We start from the raw sequence: 17546 nt of genomic DNA on the forward strand, positions 1-17546 counted from the left end.
AAATAATTCTACACTTCTTCATTATTTTGATTTCTTATCTCAAAAAAGCAGTGCCTTTTAGGCACTGCTTTTCGCTATTAATAACGTGGTATTTTCGTAATTTGTGCCACGCCTGAATCAATAGCTGCTTTCGCTACTGCTTCTGCAACACTTGGAACAACTCTTTTATCTAATGGATTCGGGATTACATAATTCGCATTACGTTCTTCATCAGTAATGATGTTAGCGATCCCATATGCTGCCGCTAATTTCATCTCTTCTGTAATATCAGTTGCGCGCACATCTAACGCACCGCGGAATATTCCGGGAAACGCCAATACATTATTTACTTGATTCGCATAATCCGAGCGTCCAGTTCCTACTACAGCTGCCCCAGCCTCTAATGCATCCTCAGGGAAGATTTCTGGAATTGGATTCGCCATTGCAAACACAATTGCTTTCTCATTCATCGTCTGTACAAGTTCTTTCGTTAATACGTTAGGAGCAGATACGCCAATAAAAATATCAGCTTGGTGAATTGCTTCTTTTAACGTTCCACGCACATGTTCACGATTTGTCTTTTTTGAAACTTCAATTTGTGCTTCGTTCATCCATGTTTCACCTTCACAAACAATACCTTCTAGGCTAACTAACGTAATGTGCTTTGCACCAGCCTTTAATAATAATTTTCCAATTGCAATTCCTGCCGAACCCGCACCGTTAATAACGATTTTCACATTATCCATTTGTTTGCTAACAACTTTTAATGCATTAATAACAGCTGCTAAAACGACAATAGCTGTTCCATGTTGATCATCATGGAATACAGGAATATTCGTTTCTTCTTTTAATCGTTTTTCAATTTCAAAACAACGCGGTGCTGCAATATCTTCTAAATTAATCCCTGCAAATGTAGGCTCTAAATTTTTTACAAGGGTAACGATTTCATCTACATCCGTTGTGCCTAAACATAATGGGAAAGCATCTACATTCGCAAACTTCTTAAACAAAATACTTTTTCCTTCCATAACAGGCATAGCCGCTTTCGGTCCAATGTTTCCTAAACCGAGTACCGCTGTTCCATCTGAAACAACTGCCACCATATTGCCACGTGCTGTATAGTCATACACTGTTTCTTCATCTGCCGCAATTGCTTTACACGACTCCGCTACACCTGGTGTATACGTCAGGCTTAAATCATCCGCTGAATTTACCTCCACTTTACTTGTAATTTCAATTTTCCCTACTAATTCTTTATGCAATAACAATGATCTTTCATTAATTTGATTTGCTAACATACTTATAATCTCCCCTTAATTTGACAAGCTAGCTATATGAATATAGCTAGCTTGTTTGATCATGAAAACATTTTTAATAATATTGTCGCCGTTACAACCATTGCCGCCCCGCCTAAACGAGTTGAAATTTGCGCGAACGGCATTAATTCCATACGATTTGAAGCCGATAAAATAGCAACATCTCCAGTTCCGCCTAAACCGCTATGACATCCAGTTACAATCGCCGATTCAACTGGATACATCTTCATCACTTTCCCTACAAGAAAACCTGATGCTACCATTGTAAGAACAACCGATGCGCACACAACAACATATCCTACTGAAAGAACTGCTGCTACGTCTTTTAACGGAATATATAGCAATCCTAATCCAACCATTAAAGGCCAAGTTAAATTCTTCGAAATAAATTTATATAAATGGAATGCTCCTTGCTCCATTTTTGCTGGCATTAATTTAAAGTATTTCACAAGTGCTGCTGAAAAAATCATAATGATTGCCCCAGGAATACCGATGAACTTAGAAGCAAATCCTCCAAAGATGAAGAACGTACACGCAATTAATAAACCTGCTCCCATTAATGAGAAGTCAATTGGCTTCTCTGTATTTTGTTCTTTTAATAATTCTGCTTGATTGTCTGTTTTCACTAATACACCGTTACCACTAAGCTCCGGTTTCTTCTCACCTAAACGCTTCATATACCCTGCACTTACAATTGCGAACATATTTCCAATAATAGCTGCTGGAATAAGCTGTGATACAAACGTCGCTGATGATTCATTTAAAATATCACTATAAGCTAGCGACAATGGTAAAATCCCTTCCCCGATACCACCACTCACAATTGGTACGATGATAAAGAAGAATGTGTGCTTCATTTCAAATCCAAATAATGAACCGACCAATAACCCTACTGCTACAGAAGCTAACGTCCCTACTACTAAAGGAATAAACATACGAACGAAACCTTGTACTAACACTTTACGGTTCATTCCTAAAATACTTCCGACTACTAAACAAGAAATATATAAATATAAAAAGTTCGATTTTTTCATTAACATAGTCGCAGCTTCCATTGAAGCTGGATTCATCCAGTTAAAAAATACAAGTAATGATGGAATAAATAACGAAAGTATTGCTGGACCGCCGATATTTTTTAAAATTGGAATTCTCATCCCAATATCGCCTAAGAAAATCCCCATGATCATAATAACTGCAAATCCACCAATCATATCTGCTGGCAATTTATTATATACAGATGCCCCATAAATAATAGCAGCCAATATTACATATAACGGTAAAGGTATAACACCGATTTTTACATTCATAATTTTAGAAGCGAAAGATTCTCTTTGTACTTCATTTCCTTCAGAAAATGATACCGCTTCCACATTCTTTTGAATTCCCATATGGCACCCCCTCGTTTTCTTAATAACAATATTAAAACGCTTTCAATAGTAAAAATAGTTTTTGTAAGTTTTGTAATTGATTTTGTAATTAAAAAAAGTATAAGCGACTTATATTAAGTCGCTTATACGTAAAACTCTATTTTCTTTTGATCAACACATCTTAATTTACTTACAGGTCTGCCCACATGTTGGTACATCATTTCGTTTTCTAACACTCCAATGTCAGTCAAAAACATTACATATTTTCGAATAGAAACTCTTGAAATTCCAACTAATTGTGCCATTTCATCTGTTGTAAACACTCTTCCATTCAACGACTCGATCTTCTGCCAAATTAATTGCAACGTTTGCTTCGTTAACCCTTTCGGAAGCTCTTTCGTGACAGTAGGCTCCCTTTTTTCTTTTTGTAAAATTAACGAATCTAATTCCGATTGACTAATTTTTTGTTGTTCTTTCATGAAAGTAAGTTTTTCTCGATATATAGTTAATGCCTCTTTAAATCGTTCAAATGTAAATGGTTTAATTAAATAATCTACTACACCATATTGTAATGCTTTTTTAATACTTCCCATATCATGTACAGCTGAAATCATTATAATATCAATTTCTTTTTCTTGGTTCCGGATATACATTAAAAGCTCAAAACCAGTCTCTTCAGGCATAAAAATATCAAGTAAAACTAAATCTACTCGTGATTTCTCTAATATTTCGATCGCCGACTTTACTGAGTTAACTGCTTGAACAAGTTCACATCCTCCTACTTGCTCTAAATAATGCGTATTTAGCATTGCTACCATCGGGTCATCTTCTACAATTAAAACTTTAATCATATTTGCCTCTCATCCCTACCTTTAAGTATTTCAATTGTTATCGTTGTTCCCTTACCTACTAATGAATGCATATGAATTTCCCCATTTATTCGCTGTATACTTTCTTTTACAAGATACAAACCATAACCGCGGTTATCTCCCTTTGTGGAATAACCTTTCGTAAATAATTGCTCTATTTCTTTTTCTTGTATACCTTTTCCCGTATCTTGTACTGTAATAGTTAGTATATCCCCATGTTGTATCTTAACTTCAACTCGCTTCTTTTCACAATTCGTAACTGCCTCTAATGCATTATCAATTAAATTTCCGACAATCGTAATAAGTTCATGAGTAATACTTTCATCATCTATTTCCGGCATATAAGAATCTTCACTTATAATTAATTTTATATTTTTCTCTCTAGCATAGCTGAGCTTACCTAGTAAAAAACCAGCAAATACTGGACTTTTTATTCTTTTCATAACTCCACCAATTTCATATTGATGCTCTGATACCATGCCGCTTATATACTTCTGTAATTCTTCATACTGCTTCATATGTGTAAGCCCTAATACGACATGCATCTTATTCATAAACTCATGAGATTGTGCCCGTAATGCTTCTGCATATAGTCTAATACCAGTTAGTTCCTCTGCTAGTTTTCTAATCTCTGTTTTATCACGAAATGTTGCAATTGCACCAACTATTTCTCCTTTTACATATAAAGGAACTCGATTCGTCACAATCGTAATTCCATAAATATTTTGTTCTTCGTTTAATTGTACTTCTCCCGTTTGCAATACTTCTTTTATACGTGAATTTGGCATATACAACTCAACATCTTTACCGATAAAATCTTCTTCAAGTCCGCTTTTTTTAAATAGACGTTTCGCTTCATTATTAATTAATGTTACTCTAGCCTCTTTATCTACAGCAATAATACCTTCCTTTACAGATTGTAGCATCGTATTTCTTTCTTCAAGAATTTTTGCTATCCTGTGCGGCTCAAGACCGAATAAACTTTTCTTTATATGTCTAGCTAGCAATATTGCTCCTATAATTCCGACTAATACACCAACTCCGACACCAATATAAATGATATGTCTACTTTCCTTAACTCTCTCTTTTACATTATCTGCTGAAATACCAACAGCCACAGCTCCAAGTTGTTCACCTGTTTCAGAAAATATTGGTACAAACACTCGCATGGAAATACCTAAAGTTCCTTCTGCTAACGATACATGTTCTTTTCCTTTCAATGCAGGCCCTTCATCTCCCCCAATAAAATGATGCCCTATTTTTTGAGGATTTGGATGTGACTTTCTTATTCCATTCATGTCCATAACTACAATAAACTGAACACCTGTGTTTTGTAATATTCTATTTGTATACGTTTGGATTGCAGAGGTATCTGCTTTCCCAACCAAACCATCGATTACAATCGAATCATTCGCCACAATGTGTGCAATTGTTTTTGCCTTCTCTGCTTGGCTATCCTCCGTCGTCCGTTCTACATTATGACTAATTAATATATCTGTCACAAGTAAAGAAAAAATTACAACTGTACAAACTAACAATGTAATCGTTTTCCATAAATTCCATAGTCTTCTTCTTTTTTTCATCCCGTTAATGACTCCCCTAATTGCTGAATAGAAAAATAAGTAAGGTGATATTATTTTCACCTTACTTATCTGCTGTTATTATACTTTAAATTTACTAGTCATCGCTTGTAGTTCTTCTGCCATCTCAGCTAAGTTTTGCGAAGCTGAACTAATTTCCTCCATGGAATTAACCTGTTCTTCTGTTGAAGCTGCAACACTTTGCATACTAGCTGTATTTTCTTCTGCAGCAGCTGCAATTTCATCAATAGCATTTGTCACTTCATTTGCATCTCCAGCAATTCTCTTCGTTGTTTCTACCATTTGATTAACTTGAGAAACAATATGTGTAGTAGAACTTAAAATTTCCGTAAAACTTACTTTCGTTTTTGTTACAACATCAAGGCCCTGTTGAACTTCTCCATTCACATTATCCATCGCCTTAACAGTATGTTCAATATCCGCCTTAATTTCTGCAATTAAATTTGCAATCTCTCCAGATGACTCTCCTGATTGCTCTGCTAATTTTCTAACCTCATCTGCTACAATAGCAAATCCTCGTCCCTGTTCACCTGCTCTTGCTGCTTCAATAGCCGCATTTAAAGCTAATAAGTTTGTTTGAGTTGCGATGTTTTGAATTGCTTCAGAAATAGCTCCTACTTGCTTTGATTTCTCATCAAGAAGTTTAATAATAGCATCTGACTCGGATACCGACCTAGAAATAGACTGCATTTGTTTTGCAGTTTGTTCAACTAAATCTTCTCCCTCTTCAGCTCTTTCTCGCGCATGTAATGAGGAAATAGAAATTGACTCTGCGCTTCCAGTTACATCTTGAATTGCTGTATTTACTTGTTGCAATGTAGCCGCACCTTCTTCAACACCTTGACTTTGTGATTCAGCCCCACCTGATACTTGTTCCATTGCAATTGTAATTTGATCTGTCGCATCATTTGCTTGCTGTACGCTCGCTGTTAACTCTTCTGCCGATGCTGCAACATGTTCTGCTGAAAAGCTAATTTGGGTAATAACATCTTGTAAAGACGTAGACATTTCATTAAATGAATTCCCTAATTTCCCTATGTCATCCTTGGAATGGATTGTAATTTTCTCTGTTAAATCTCCCTTACTAATTTTATATGCCGATTCAGCTATTTTTCGTAATGGCCTTGTAATAGACTTTGTAATGAAATAAATTAATATACTACCAAATGCAATAGCGATAGCAATGACAATCAAAGTCTTATAAAACACTGGACTGGCAGCTTGGGTAATTTCTTCATCGAACATAACGCCAACTACTTTCCAGCCCGTTTTCTCATTTGTTGCAAAGATTAAATTCTTTTTATCATCTTGTTCTGTATAAGACACATTTCCTTGTTTATCTTCATAAATTGGTTTAATCCAAGGATCAGTAACTTTTGCACCTGGTTTTCTAGATGGATGACTAACAATTTGCTTATTTTGATCTAAAATAACTGCATAACCTTTTTCACCAATGTTAATCATTTTGGAAATTTTTAAGATGTTATCTAAGTTTAAATTAATTCCTATAACACCTTTACCATCTTTTACTTCTTTTGCAATTGTCACTACCATATTTTTTGTAGATGCTGATTGATATGGTGCAGTAACAATTACTTTCCCTTTATTTTCATGTGCTTCTTTATACCAAGATCTATCTGTTGGATTATACCCATCAGCCATTTGGATAAATGGTTCTCTTATAAACTTTCCCGTCTCTGTTCCAATATAAATACCTTCTACTTCTGGATGAAGTTTTATATATTGCGCTAACTTCGTTCTTACTATTTCTTCTTGTCCGTTTGGATATGTATCCTCTGTTAAGATGTCTGCAAAGTATGCTGCATCAACAAATTTCTCTTCTATATTTTGAGAAATAACAGTATTTAAAATCGAAATGTTTTCCTTTGCTTTACCTGTGATTTGTTGTTCAAAATTTGTTTTGGCAGTTTGATATGAAACACCACCGATAATAAGTCCTGGTATAGTTAAAATTAGAAAAAATGAAATGATTAATTTTTTCTTGATACTCATACATTTAACCCGGTTAAATATTTTTTGCATAATAAGCCTCCTTTATGTAATGTGGATACTTGTGTCATTTTATACAATTAACATATATAAAACAATATATAATGATAACATGTAAATTTTTCGTCAATTATGCATTTTTGCATATTCACTCCTTATACGTATTTTAATCATAAAAATAAGAGAACTTTAGCATTATATATACTAAAGTTCTCTTATTTCTTAACAGCTTATACTCTATAAAACTTCTCTTATAATCCTCAAATCTTTATCCTTCGCCTTATAGTCATATTACTAAAACTCTTCGTCCTAATTTATTTGACGCTCTTTACATAACTAATTGCCTGACTTCCCATTTGCGCCCATGCCTGTTCAAAGGTTTCTCTCGGTACTTTTACATCTAAGCTACCCTCAAGTGGATCTCGAATATATACAGATTCCTGATCATACCCGATAAGTACAATACAATGTTCATTATACGTAATAGAAACATCTCCACTATTTGTTTCCCATGTAGTAAATTCATCTGCATCTAATGGTGCAAATGTTGCATTTGTGATCATGACTACAGGTTGCCCTGCTTTTATACTCTTATAAATTTCTTCTATATTCTTCCCTGTTAAGTCTACAGCTTTATTAGGTAAATATTTTTCCGCTAACTGAAAAAGTGGCCCATGATATACACCATATCCCGATTCAGAAAATGTATAAATATTACCTACAAATCCTTCATTTGGATTCCCGCGCACACCATCGTCTATAAAATCAACTTTTTTTATTTCATTTGCTAATGTCATCTTATCCACTGAAACACCAGCGTATTGTAACATCATCGCTAAACTCGTCACTTCACAGCCTCTATCCAATTCTGGTAACTGCTGAATTAAGGGAACATTTGATAAGATGACTTTTTCATCGTTATTACTAAACTCCGTTTCTTTTCCTCTTTGTATATTTGAGAATGTTAACTTCTCTACATACTTTGGAATTCCATTTGTATATACACTCCATATTGCTGCACCTAGTAAAGCTGTACATATATACCACTTCAATTTTCTTATCGCTTTCACACCCTTATTAATTCGTTAAATAAGAATAAAATGCGTCAGCATCCGTTCGTACCATCGGTACAAAATTTAGTTCTTTTCCTTTTTCAGGCTGATCTTTTTTTATCTTTTCCGCTAACTCTTGAATATTCATATTCATTTTATCCATATTAAGCTCATCTGCCATTTGTAGCACCTTTTGTTCATTAATTTCTCTTAATATTTGATATATATCTTTACCATACAAATCAATATGATGTTTTTTTGCTTCTTCTTGTACTTTTTGTTCGTACACTTCTTGTGCTAACTCTTCAATTTCTTTTCCTTTTTGAGAAATGTCTAGCTTTTCTGCTTCTTCTCTTACTTTCTTTCCGTAGATTTCTTCCGCGATGTCTTCGATTTCTTTTCCATCTGTCGAAATACCTAATTTATCTGCTTCATCTTTAATTTTAATCGCATTAATTTGAGTAATTAAATCTACAATTGATGTATTCTCTATAGATATACCTAGCTTCAACGCTTCTTGCTTTACTTTTGTTTCATAGATTTCTTCTGACAGCGTCCCAACATCTTTTCCTTCAATCGATATGCCTAACTGCTCTGCTTCCCTTCCTACTTCTGTTTCATGAATTTCTTTTTCTAGTGTAATTTGTTCTTTTCCTTCCGTTTCAATACCTAGTTTCTCTGCTTTTTCTTCTGTATGCACTGCATGTATCTTACCATTGTTCAATTGTTCTTTACTGCGCTGCGTGTAATCTGTCTTTCCTTTTTGTGTTTCAGAAGGAGAGGCACCCCCTAATATACTTAAACTCATTACTCCAATAGTGAATACCGTCATCATTTTCTTTTTCAAAATTAATTCCTCCCTCTTATACTTTCTTTCCCATCATTCCCCTAGTTTTTTTAATACTATACATACATCTCATCGCTGCTTGAGATAACATTATGATTGATAAACCCCACTCACATACACCTAGTCTCTTCTTCATGTAACGAACTTTCTTGATGCCATACATAATATAAATAGTTTCTTAACTTTACCTTAAAAAAAGACGACCCTGTAAAAACAAGGTCGTCTTCTTACTTATATTTTTTGGTTTTTAGGGAAAATCACTTCAAAACAAGTGCCATCTCCCCATTTGCTCTCTACTGATATTTTTCCGTAATGCTTTTCTACAATCCAATTTGCGATTGAAAGACCTAATCCAGCTCCTTCTGACGTACTTCTTGCTTTATCCCCTTGATAAAAACGATCAAATAATTTCGGAATATCTTCTTCTTTCACTCCTATCCCGTCATCTTTCACCTGTATGCGAATTGAACTACTCGTTTGCGTGCAATCAATTTGAATATGCCCACCTTCGTTTGTATACTTCATCGCATTATCTAACTGTATGACCATCATTTGATGAATCCGCTCTCTATCAGCCATAAAAGATACACCACGTTCTACTTTTAGCATCATTTCTTTTTCTTGATAAGAAGCAATCTCTTTATATGGAGCTACTATTTCTTCTAACAATTTATCAAGTTCAAATGTTTTCTTATCCATCTCAATTTGATTAGAATCAGAACGTGCTAGCAATAATAAATTACTAACGAGTTTCGATAACCGCCTACATTCTTTTGAAATTGTAGAAATATCCATCGCTTTTTCTTCTATCGTAGCGGATGGTGACTGGAATAAAACATCCGTTTTTGATTGAATAACTGCAAGTGGTGTCCTGAGTTCATGTGATGCATCAGAAACGAATTGCTGCTGTTTCTCCCATGAACTTTGAATAGGTATAAGTGCTCTACCAGCTAGGAAAAAGCCAATACCTATCGCACAGAGGCTTCCTATGCTACAACCTATAACGAGAATTAAAAATAAAGTATTTAACATTCCTTCTTCCGCTGTTATATCTCGCACGATTTGAACTATTTCTCCATCTTTTTGAAGCGAAAATGCTCTAAAATATCGTCCTTGTACTTCAATATCTTGTAACTCCTTTAATTTTTCGGGAGAAAAACTTTCCAAATTCTCTTCAAAAATAGAACGGAATTTACGGTTATCGCCCTCTATTTTCACTATTTTTCCATTCCAAGTTATTCTAGTTACTCGCGGATCTCCAATTTGGATATTCTCCATGCGTTTTCTTGGTGGTATTTTAACATCTAATTTTTCTCTATACTGAGCCATCATTTTTATAGATTGATCCACTTCATTATAAATACGCTTATATGTGTATGAATAAATAATACTACCTAATATACCTATTAATAGAATAAATACTAATGAGTTCACTATAGTCAAACGAATGCGTGTTTTTTGAAACATACTTCCTTTTTTCATTGTTCTTTTAATATATATCCAATACCTCGAACGGTTTGAATATCTTTCTGATAACCGAATGGTTCTAATTTTTTACGCAAATGATGCACATATACTTCTACAATCGCTACTGTAGTATCTGAATCAAATCCCCAAACACGATCAAAAATTTGTTCACGCATTAAAATCTTCCCGCTATTTTGAATGAGATACTCTAGTAGCTCATATTGTTTCAATGTCAACTTAATACTTTGTCCATCTACTTGAACGTCTTTATCTTTTCCGAATAATTCAATCCCTTTATAACGAATTGTTTGCTGCGTTGTTAAACTACCACTTCTGCGTAGTAAAGCACGAATTCTCGCTTTTAATTCAGGGGCCTGAAATGGCTTAACAATATAGTCATCTCCACCAAAGTCCAATCCCTTCACCCGATCTTCTAAAGAATCTCTCGCTGTCAAAAACAGGACTGGTGTTTCAATCTTTTCATCTCGTATTTTTTGAATCACTTCAAATCCGTCCATCCCTGGCATCATCACATCCAGCAAAATTGCATCATATATATTTTGAAGAGCTAAAAACAATCCATCTTCTCCATTTATTGCCGTATCTACTTCAAATTCATCACGTAAAATTTGTACGATAGACTCTAATAACGAAGCATTATCTTCTACTACAAGTAAACGCATGCTCTCACCTTCCATCAAATAGTTCAATTCTATTTATTATTACATTTCTTCTCTTTATAACAAAAGAATGTAGTTACATTACGTAATTTCATTTTTAACTATTTCCTTCTAAAATTTTGAAGTTTTATTATAAAAACTTTGTCTTAAATTTAGCTTAATAAAAAATTGAAAGAAATAAGATTCCTCTTATCTCTTTCAATTTTTTATTACATATACCTTTTTACTCGGCAACTCTAAACAATTTAGCTGACCGCCATACACAGCCCCGCCATCAATCCCAATAATACGATTACTACCAAAATACACTCCGCAATCCTCACTACCATGAAGCGTTTTTGTTTCCGTATGCCCAAATACAACAACCTTTTCACCGCTATATCCATTATGAAATTCATTACGGATCCACATTAATGTATATGGTTCAGATTCAGAAACTCGTTTCATCGGTTCAACCCCAGCATGTACAAATATATACTCTTCTGTTTCAATGTAATGATCTAATTCTTGAATAAACTTTATATGTTCCTCTAATACACGAGAGTGTAAAATCGGTTTTTGGAAGTCTTTCTCATTAACCGCAATATCTTCTTCTACAAATCCATAGCTATATAATGTCTTATCTCCACCATTTCTTTTTATCCAATGGTTCCATGAACGTTCCTCATTTGTCGTTAACGCCTTAATCATCATATCTTCATGATTTCCTTTTAAAATGAGTGCTCCCTCTTTTTTCAATTCTCTTACCTTTTCAATTACAGCACGCGCATTTGGACCACGATCTACATAATCTCCCAGTAAGATTAATTGATCCTGTTTCGCATCATATTGAGCTTCTTCCAATAACTGTTCGAACTTTTCTATCTCTCCATGAATATCACTAATAACAAGAATTCTTTTCATATTATCCCCCCTCTTTCTAATTATAGTTCAAAACGACAGAAAGTTCAGAATTGAAATCCCGCATTAACGGGCAGTAAGCCCTCCACTGATTACAGTTTCACTTTATTACAAACTAAACTATTATCCTTACAACAATGTAAGTCTCTTGTCATCCAATTCGATAGTTGTAATTACTGTATTTCCTTATACTGAGAGTAAGAAATGAAACAAAAAATAAGGAGAGATAAGAGATGAAAAAAGTAATGGAAGTTGTAGTAGCGGTAGTAGAGGTTTTCGTAAATGGTAAACAAGTCGCAATGGAGTTAAATAAATAATGAAAAGGACAACATTCACTCTAGACCCTTTACTCATATAAAAGAGATAAGACTTCATCATTTCTTTGATCCCTTATCTCCCTATAAAGAAAGCCGTATCCCTTTTAAGGATACGGCTTTCTCTTATTTTTGACTCGTACGAGCTGAAATGCTAATTGCTCTATCTGTTGCTTTGGCAGCTTCATCTAACGCTTCTTTACTATTCTTCCCGTCATACATCGCTTCTAATGCTTTTACAACTGCATCTCGTGATTCTGGGAATACACTAATTAAAGCCCCTTGTGTTGCTGGAGATTGCTTCGTCGCTTGCAATTGATCTACTGTTACTTTCAACTGTGGATATTTTTCATATTGCTCTTTTACTAATGGCTCATTATATGCATCTGGATTAATTGAGAAATAACCTGTTGCAGTATGCCATTTTGCTTGTACGTCTGGCTTCGTTAAATATTTCATAAAGTCCCAAGCACCTTGTTGCGTTTCTTCTGAAACCATATTCGTCATCCATAATGATGCTCCACCAATAACAACACCATTTTGTTTCGAATCCTCTGGATACGGAATATATGAAACACCTACATTAAACTTAGATGCATCGATTAAATCACGAACACCTGCTGAAGAATCTAAATACATAGCAACTTGTCCAGATTGGAACGCGGCACGAATATCATCCCAACTTGCTCCATACTTTCCAAGGGCGCCAGCCTTATTTAAATCATCTAACATTCCAAATACTTTCTGTCCTTCTTTACCGTTGAATACCGCCTTCTTTGCAGCATCCTTACGACCGTTTTCGTTATCTACATATAAAGCACCTTGTGTCGCTAACAATTCTTCAAAGAACCAACCGTAGTTAAGCATGGAGAATCCATATTGTTTTACATTTCCGCCTTCTTTAATCGTTAACTTTTTCGCTGCTTCTTGTAATTCCGCATATGTTTTTGGAGCTTTCTCTGGATCTAAGCCCGCCTTTGCGAAAGCATCTTTATTATAAATTAATACTGGTGTAGATGAATTAAATGGCATAGAATACATTTTTCCATCAACTGAATAATAATTTGTAATTGCTTTTTCTAATTTTGACGTATCGTACTTATCTTTTTTTATCCAGCTATCAATTGGTGTGATTTTTTTACTATCAATCATATATTTCGTTGTAATTTCACTCGATTGAACAAGAGCTGGCGCTTCTTTCGTTGCAGACATCGTTCTAAATTTCGTTAAAGACTCTTCATATGTCCCTTGGAACTCTGCCTTTATCTCATATTTATTTTGCGACTTATTATAGTCTGCAACAAGACCATCTAATACTCCTTGTGTTTTTCCACCCATCGCATGCCAGAAGCGAATTACAGTTTTATCACCATTTTTTTCAACTGGTGCTACTTTTGCCTGTGCTTCAGGTTTTCCCTCTGTTTTACTATTTGAACAAGCTGCACTAGATAATGCCATTGTTGCTACCATTAATAGAGCAGCACCTTTTTTAACTAGACTCATTTAAATCCCACCTTCTCTTAGTTATTTAATTGCACCTTTTGTTAATCCTTGTTGTAATTGCTTTTGCCCTAAAAATAGTAAAATCAATGTTGGAATAACGATAACCGTAACACCGGCCATTACGCTTCCCCAATCAGTTGCAACTTCTTGAGACTGAAGCTGCTTTACACCGATTTGCACTGTTCTTACTTTTTCATCAGTGGTCACTAAAAGTGGCCATAAATACATATTCCATGTTGTTAAAAAGCTATATACTCCAAGCGTAATAAAACTCGTTTTACAATACGGTATTACAACGCTGAATAAAAATCTTATATTTCCAATCCCTTCAATAAAAGCAGCTTCTTTCAGTTCATTCGGGAGTGTCATAAAATGTTGGCGTAACAAGAAAATACCGAAAGCTGTTGCAAAAAACGGCACTGTCATCCCGGCGAAACTATTGATCCAGCCAAAGTTTTGAATCGTTAAAAAGTTAGGCACCATCGTTGCTTCCCACGGAATAAGCATCGTTGAAATAAACAGGAAGAAAATTAAGTTTCTCCCTTTAAACTGAAGAAAAACAAAAGCATAAGCTGCTAAACTTGATACGATAAGTTGTCCAATCATAACGACTGTCGATACAATTAAACTGTTATATAAGTATGTAAAAAGCGGTACTTTTTGAAAAATATTAATGAAATTATCAAAAGTAAACTGGGTCGGAAATAACCTTCTCATTTGAATATCGTCTGGTGTCATAAAGCTTATTAAAAATGCATACAGTACAGGAAAAAATACCATCACTGCACTAATAATGAGTAGCATGTATAATAGGAAATTTTGTTTCCACTGTTTAACAATCATTTATAATGCACCTTTCTCTCAGCAAACTTAAATTGAAGTAATGTAGCAACGAAAATGAAAACAAATAATACCATCGCTTGTGCACTCGCTGTTCCAAATTGATGATTCACAAACGCCTCTTTGTAAATCGAGTACACAATTAAATTCGTTGCATCATTTGGTCCACCGTGCGTTAAAATATCAATTTGTCCAAAGCTTTGGAACGCACTAATTAATGTTACTGTTACAATAAAGAATAAAGTTGGTGATAGCATCGGTAATGTAACACGGCGAAGCTTATATAAATAACTAGCGCCATCTATAGATGCACTCTCATATAAAGACGTATCAATATTTTGTAAACCACCTAATATAACTAAAAATGCAAAACCTGTATTCACCCAAACTGTTGTAACTGATACAGAGAATAGTGCCCAGTCCGGACTCGTTAACCATGCGATTGCAGGAAGGTTCATAGAGGCTAATATATTATTAAATAATCCTACACTTGGATGAAATAAAAATAGCCAAATCACTGCACTAGCAGCTACTGATATTCCCATCGTCGAAGAAAACAGAACTCGGAATAACCCAATACCTCTTACCTTTCCATTTGCAATCAATGCAAGAAACAAAGCAAATATAATACTCGTAGGAACTGTATATAAAACAAATAATAAAGTTGATTTTATACTTTTGTAGAAGGCTGGATCAGAGAATAAATATTGATAATTTTCTAAGCCAACGAAAAGATTAGCTTCTCCATGTATATCGGTTAAATAAAAACTATAATAAATCGTCCTAAACAATGGATAGAACAGAAAAATCGAAAATAGCAAAATAGATGGCGCCAAAAACAATAATCCTATTCTTAAATCTTTCGTTCTCTCCCATAATTTTTTCTTTTTTGACACCTTTGTTTGAACTGGTAACTTACTTACTTCGATCATTATTTCGCCACCACTTTCAACTCTTCTTCAGCTACCACTTTTAAGCGTTCATTCGTGTTTTCGTTAAAGAAGCATAACTTTTCTTGCGAGAATAATAATTTTACTTTGTCACCTTTGTTCAGGAGTAACTGTCCGATAACTTTCGCACTCCAAGTTGTTCCATTTACCGCAAAGTTCAATATAGATTCATTCCCTAATACTTCTACAGATTGCAACGTCACTTCTTGTCCCTCCTCAGACAGTGCAATATGCTCAGGGCGCATGCCTATGCGAATTGTTCCTTCTGGTAATTGCTTTAACTGTCTAATAGATAATGGAATTTGCAATTGTCCTATATGCAATACACCTTTTTCTTTATTTACTTCCCCATCATTTATATTCATAGAAGGAGAACCTATAAAGCTTGCAACAAATTCGTTTGCTGGTTCGTTATATATGTTAAGTGGTGTTCCAACTTGCTGTATACTTCCTTTATTTAAAACCATGATACGATCACCCATAGTCATCGCTTCTATTTGATCGTGGGTAACGTAAATCATCGTAATTCCTAATCGCTGCTGAATTTCTCTAATTTCAATTCTCATTTGCGCACGTAATTTCGCATCCAAATTCGAAAGTGGTTCATCCATTAAACAGATTGGCGCTTGACTCACAATTGCCCTGGCAAGTGCAACACGCTGTCTTTGTCCGCCTGATAATTGGCCTGGTTTCATTTTCACATACTCTTTCAGTCCTACCATTTCAATAGCTTCCATTAATCGCTTTTGTCGCTCTTCTTTTTGTACTTTTCTTACCTTAAGTCCAAATAAAATATTTTCTTCTACAGATAAGTGTGGATATAATGCATAATTTTGAAATACCATTGATAGATTACGGTCTTTCGGCTCTAGATCATTTGCAACACGTTCATTAATAATTAAATCTCCTGAAGAAATCTCTTCTAAGCCAGCGATCATTCGTAATAATGTGCTTTTCCCGCATCCCGAAGGTCCAACTAAAACAAAAAATTCACCCTTCTTAATATGAACCGATACGCCTTTAACCGCTGTCTCTTCTGCATTTTTATATACCTTTGAAACATTTTTCAATTCAATCACAAGGTTGCACTCCTTTTTTCTTCTTGTATCCATACTTCATAATGACTTGTTGAAATCGCACTTGCTCCTGCACGAATTGCAATTTCCGCATCTTCTCGCGTTTGAATCAGCCCTCCTGCAATAATAGGAAACTCTATTTCCTCTACTAGCTGCTTAATAATAGAAGGCATAATCCCCGGCATAATCTCTACTGCATTTGGTTTAGTCGTTTTACAATTTTCAATTGATTTAGTAAGAGATAAAGTATCTACAATAAAAATACGTTGAATTGTTTTCAATCCAATTTTATTAGCATTTCGAATTGTTGAACCCTTTGTTGAAATAATACCTTGTGCCCCGATAACATCTTGAATATACAAAAGCGCTTCCTCTGTATTCGTATTTAAGCCTTGTATAAAATCACAATGAAGAAATACATCATGTCCATGTTTCTGCAATTCATATACACGCTCTGGTAATTCCAGCATTGAACCAGTCATAAGAAAAACTGTTTTCGGCAATTTTTTGTATGCTTTGTATCCTTTCCAATCCTTTATCATCGCAATATAAGGTTCTTTAAACATTTATTCCACCTAACTGTTCTATTTTTATCCAAACTAAAAACACCTACTTACATAGAACGCCTTTCTCCTTATTTGAACTCTAGGGAATAGAGCACACCTAAGAAAGTGGCACATTATATGTAAGTGGGTGTTCTCAAATGTTCTCTACCCTAGTTATTTTGTTACCTTTACTATATTACGCATTTATTAAGTCAGTTTTGATAGATTGT

General features: G+C 34.6%; 15 protein-coding genes. All 15 read right to left on the bottom strand.

Going from position 1 to position 17546, the window contains the following annotated elements:
- Nucleotides 1–77: 77 nt before the first annotated feature.
- A complete protein-coding gene (locus tag BLT20_RS23135) occupies nt 78–1277 on the bottom strand; it encodes an NAD(P)-dependent malic enzyme (RefSeq protein WP_000880780.1) in 1200 nt (399 codons plus the stop codon).
- Between the two features lie 59 nt (nt 1278–1336).
- Nucleotides 1337–2683 carry a 2-hydroxycarboxylate transporter family protein gene (locus tag BLT20_RS23140; RefSeq protein ID WP_000512717.1) on the bottom strand — a complete coding sequence of 449 codons (1347 nt, stop codon included), beginning with the start codon at nt 2681–2683 and terminating at the stop codon, nt 1337–1339.
- Between the two features lie 122 nt (nt 2684–2805).
- Nucleotides 2806–3513, bottom strand: a complete 708-nt coding sequence (locus BLT20_RS23145) for a response regulator (protein ID WP_000598649.1) — start codon at nt 3511–3513, stop codon at nt 2806–2808.
- Nucleotides 3510–5114 (bottom strand): sensor histidine kinase, encoded by a 1605-nt coding sequence (locus tag BLT20_RS23150; protein ID WP_000747346.1) that lies wholly within the window; start codon nt 5112–5114, stop codon nt 3510–3512. The genes BLT20_RS23145 and BLT20_RS23150 overlap by 4 nt, the downstream gene beginning before the upstream one ends.
- A gap of 78 nt (nt 5115–5192) precedes the next feature.
- Nucleotides 5193–7034 carry a methyl-accepting chemotaxis protein gene (locus BLT20_RS23155; protein ID WP_370684814.1) on the bottom strand — a complete coding sequence of 614 codons (1842 nt, stop codon included), beginning with the start codon at nt 7032–7034 and terminating at the stop codon, nt 5193–5195.
- Between the two features lie 422 nt (nt 7035–7456).
- On the bottom strand, nt 7457–8212 hold the full coding sequence (locus BLT20_RS23160; RefSeq protein WP_002023225.1) for a C39 family peptidase: 756 nt from the start codon (nt 8210–8212) through the stop codon (nt 7457–7459).
- A 7-nt stretch (nt 8213–8219) separates the two neighbouring features.
- On the bottom strand, nt 8220–9041 hold the full coding sequence (locus BLT20_RS23165; protein WP_000728587.1) for a hypothetical protein: 822 nt from the start codon (nt 9039–9041) through the stop codon (nt 8220–8222).
- A 231-nt stretch (nt 9042–9272) separates the two neighbouring features.
- On the bottom strand, nt 9273–10523 hold the full coding sequence (locus tag BLT20_RS23170; protein WP_000715833.1) for a sensor histidine kinase: 1251 nt from the start codon (nt 10521–10523) through the stop codon (nt 9273–9275).
- Nucleotides 10520–11191: a response regulator transcription factor gene (locus BLT20_RS23175; RefSeq protein ID WP_001238623.1), complete on the bottom strand. Its 672-nt coding sequence runs from the start codon at nt 11189–11191 to the stop codon at nt 10520–10522. Before BLT20_RS23175 ends, BLT20_RS23170 begins: the two co-directional genes overlap by 4 nt.
- A 195-nt stretch (nt 11192–11386) precedes the next feature.
- Complete coding sequence (locus tag BLT20_RS23180) at nt 11387–12091, bottom strand: metallophosphoesterase family protein (protein WP_000821973.1); 705 nt, start codon at nt 12089–12091, stop codon at nt 11387–11389.
- 437 nt (nt 12092–12528) lie between these two features.
- Nucleotides 12529–13905, bottom strand: coding sequence for an ABC transporter substrate-binding protein (locus BLT20_RS23185; RefSeq protein ID WP_000060602.1), 1377 nt, complete (start codon nt 13903–13905; stop codon nt 12529–12531).
- Nucleotides 13906–13926: 21 nt separating this feature from the next.
- Nucleotides 13927–14748: a carbohydrate ABC transporter permease gene (locus BLT20_RS23190; RefSeq protein ID WP_000635946.1), complete on the bottom strand. Its 822-nt coding sequence runs from the start codon at nt 14746–14748 to the stop codon at nt 13927–13929.
- Entirely contained in the window at nt 14745–15677 is a 933-nt protein-coding gene (locus BLT20_RS23195; RefSeq protein WP_000573797.1) for a carbohydrate ABC transporter permease, read from the bottom strand. The genes BLT20_RS23190 and BLT20_RS23195 overlap by 4 nt, the downstream gene beginning before the upstream one ends.
- A complete protein-coding gene (locus BLT20_RS23200; protein ID WP_000571390.1) occupies nt 15677–16774 on the bottom strand; it encodes an ABC transporter ATP-binding protein in 1098 nt (365 codons plus the stop codon). The genes BLT20_RS23195 and BLT20_RS23200 overlap by 1 nt, the downstream gene beginning before the upstream one ends.
- Nucleotides 16771–17337, bottom strand: a complete 567-nt coding sequence (locus BLT20_RS23205) for a glycerol-3-phosphate responsive antiterminator (RefSeq protein WP_000472003.1) — start codon at nt 17335–17337, stop codon at nt 16771–16773. Before BLT20_RS23205 ends, BLT20_RS23200 begins: the two co-directional genes overlap by 4 nt.
- Nucleotides 17338–17546: the final 209 nt, after the last annotated feature.

Origin of the sequence: Bacillus sp. cl96 (assembly GCF_900100505.1) — a bacterium.
GTDB lineage: Bacteria > Bacillota > Bacilli > Bacillales > Bacillaceae_G > Bacillus_A > Bacillus_A cereus.

Coding starts and splice junctions, on each gene's coding strand:
- BLT20_RS23205 (WP_000472003.1), bottom strand. CDS start 17,337: ATGTTTAAAGAACCTTATATTGCGATGATAAAGGATTGGAAAGGATAC.
- BLT20_RS23175 (WP_001238623.1), bottom strand. CDS start 11,191: ATGCGTTTACTTGTAGTAGAAGATAATGCTTCGTTATTAGAGTCTATC.
- BLT20_RS23150 (WP_000747346.1), bottom strand. CDS start 5,114: ATGAAAAAAAGAAGAAGACTATGGAATTTATGGAAAACGATTACATTG.
- BLT20_RS23140 (WP_000512717.1), bottom strand. CDS start 2,683: ATGGGAATTCAAAAGAATGTGGAAGCGGTATCATTTTCTGAAGGAAAT.
- BLT20_RS23195 (WP_000573797.1), bottom strand. CDS start 15,677: ATGATCGAAGTAAGTAAGTTACCAGTTCAAACAAAGGTGTCAAAAAAG.
- BLT20_RS23185 (WP_000060602.1), bottom strand. CDS start 13,905: ATGAGTCTAGTTAAAAAAGGTGCTGCTCTATTAATGGTAGCAACAATG.
- BLT20_RS23180 (WP_000821973.1), bottom strand. CDS start 12,091: ATGAAAAGAATTCTTGTTATTAGTGATATTCATGGAGAGATAGAAAAG.
- BLT20_RS23170 (WP_000715833.1), bottom strand. CDS start 10,523: ATGAAAAAAGGAAGTATGTTTCAAAAAACACGCATTCGTTTGACTATA.
- BLT20_RS23135 (WP_000880780.1), bottom strand. CDS start 1,277: ATGTTAGCAAATCAAATTAATGAAAGATCATTGTTATTGCATAAAGAA.
- BLT20_RS23145 (WP_000598649.1), bottom strand. CDS start 3,513: ATGATTAAAGTTTTAATTGTAGAAGATGACCCGATGGTAGCAATGCTA.
- BLT20_RS23190 (WP_000635946.1), bottom strand. CDS start 14,748: ATGATTGTTAAACAGTGGAAACAAAATTTCCTATTATACATGCTACTC.